Source organism: Pseudolactococcus yaeyamensis (genome assembly GCF_054658615.1).
The window spans coordinates 1-1083 of sequence record NZ_BAAGGP010000189.1 but is presented as its reverse complement, the minus strand read 5'-3'; the positions used below and the strand labels follow the sequence as shown (position 1 = coordinate 1083).

2 protein-coding genes are annotated in these 1083 nt (G+C 39.7%); one reads left to right on the top strand and one right to left on the bottom strand.

What is annotated here, in order from left to right; genetic code table 11:
- Positions 1–333 precede the first annotated feature (333 nt).
- Complete coding sequence (gene rplS, locus ACYQ21_RS15640) at positions 334–681, bottom strand: 50S ribosomal protein L19 (RefSeq protein ID WP_460059606.1); 348 nt, start codon at positions 679–681, stop codon at positions 334–336.
- A gap of 231 nt (positions 682–912) precedes the next feature.
- Here rplS and ACYQ21_RS15635 point away from each other — a divergent pair.
- Positions 913–1083 (top strand): transposase family protein (locus tag ACYQ21_RS15635; RefSeq protein WP_460059608.1); only part of this gene is annotated, 171 nt, incomplete at its 3' end.

Genomic DNA, 1083 nt, shown 5'->3' with positions numbered 1-1083 from the left:
AAAATTAGTCAAAATTTCAATTTGATGAATTTAAAGAAAAAAACACCTTTCAAAAAAGTGTGTTCATTTCTTTAAGTTTCAGTTTGATGTCAAGTTAGACTTGACAAAATCCCTGTCTGACGGCCAAATTTTGCGATAGTGGGAAGCAGGAGACAGCTCTTGCACAATACATATAGATGTAACTTTTATGTGATTACAGGTTTTGATGGGAAACTGCTAAACATAAGAAAAATTAGAAAAAGCAAACTAGCCTAATCAATAGTTGATTGCTTAGTTTGCTTCTTTCGTTTGATGACTGTAGGACTTTCGTCACAGCCTCTTTTCACCGACAAATTAACGACGGATTTCTTTAATACGAGCTGCTTTACCTTGAAGGGCGCGCAAGTAGTAAAGTTTCGCACGACGGACTTTACCGTAACGTACCACTTCGATTTGTTCAACACGTGGTGTGTGGATTGGAAAGATACGTTCTACACCAACACCATTTGAAATTTTACGAACTGTATAAGTTTCTGAGATGCCTTGGCCTTTACGCGCAATGACAACACCTTCAAAAAGCTGGATACGTTCCCGAGTGCCCTCGACAACTTTAGCGTGAACACGCACAGTGTCACCAGGACGGAAAGCAGGGATGTCACTGCGAAGTTGACCTTCATTGATAGCTTCGACTAATGGATTCATTATTATTCTCCTCTTCTACTCATCTTAAGACTCACCTTAGTATTCGTGCCCTTGGCACACGCCTCAGCGGATGAGCGGTTTGTATGCGTCCATTACGCACCTATCTAGTCTACCAAAAAATGGAACGGATTTCAAGCCCTACTTTTCAAGACCACGACAAACGCATGAAATAAATAATTCCCTAGTATCTCTATTTATGTTAAAGTAAAAGAAAAGCTATTAAGGGAGTTCATGATGTACGAAATCTACGCGTATTTAGAAAGCGTCACAGATCTGCGCCAAGCAATAAAAGTAAAACATAAACTTAGTGATATTTTGTTACTCGTGCTGCTCGGTACACTAGTTGAGGCAGATACCTTCGTTGAGATTGAGGAGTTTGGCAAAGTTTTCGAGGATAGTTTG

Coding starts and splice junctions, on each gene's coding strand:
- rplS (WP_460059606.1), bottom strand. CDS start 681: ATGAATCCATTAGTCGAAGCTATCAATGAAGGTCAACTTCGCAGTGAC.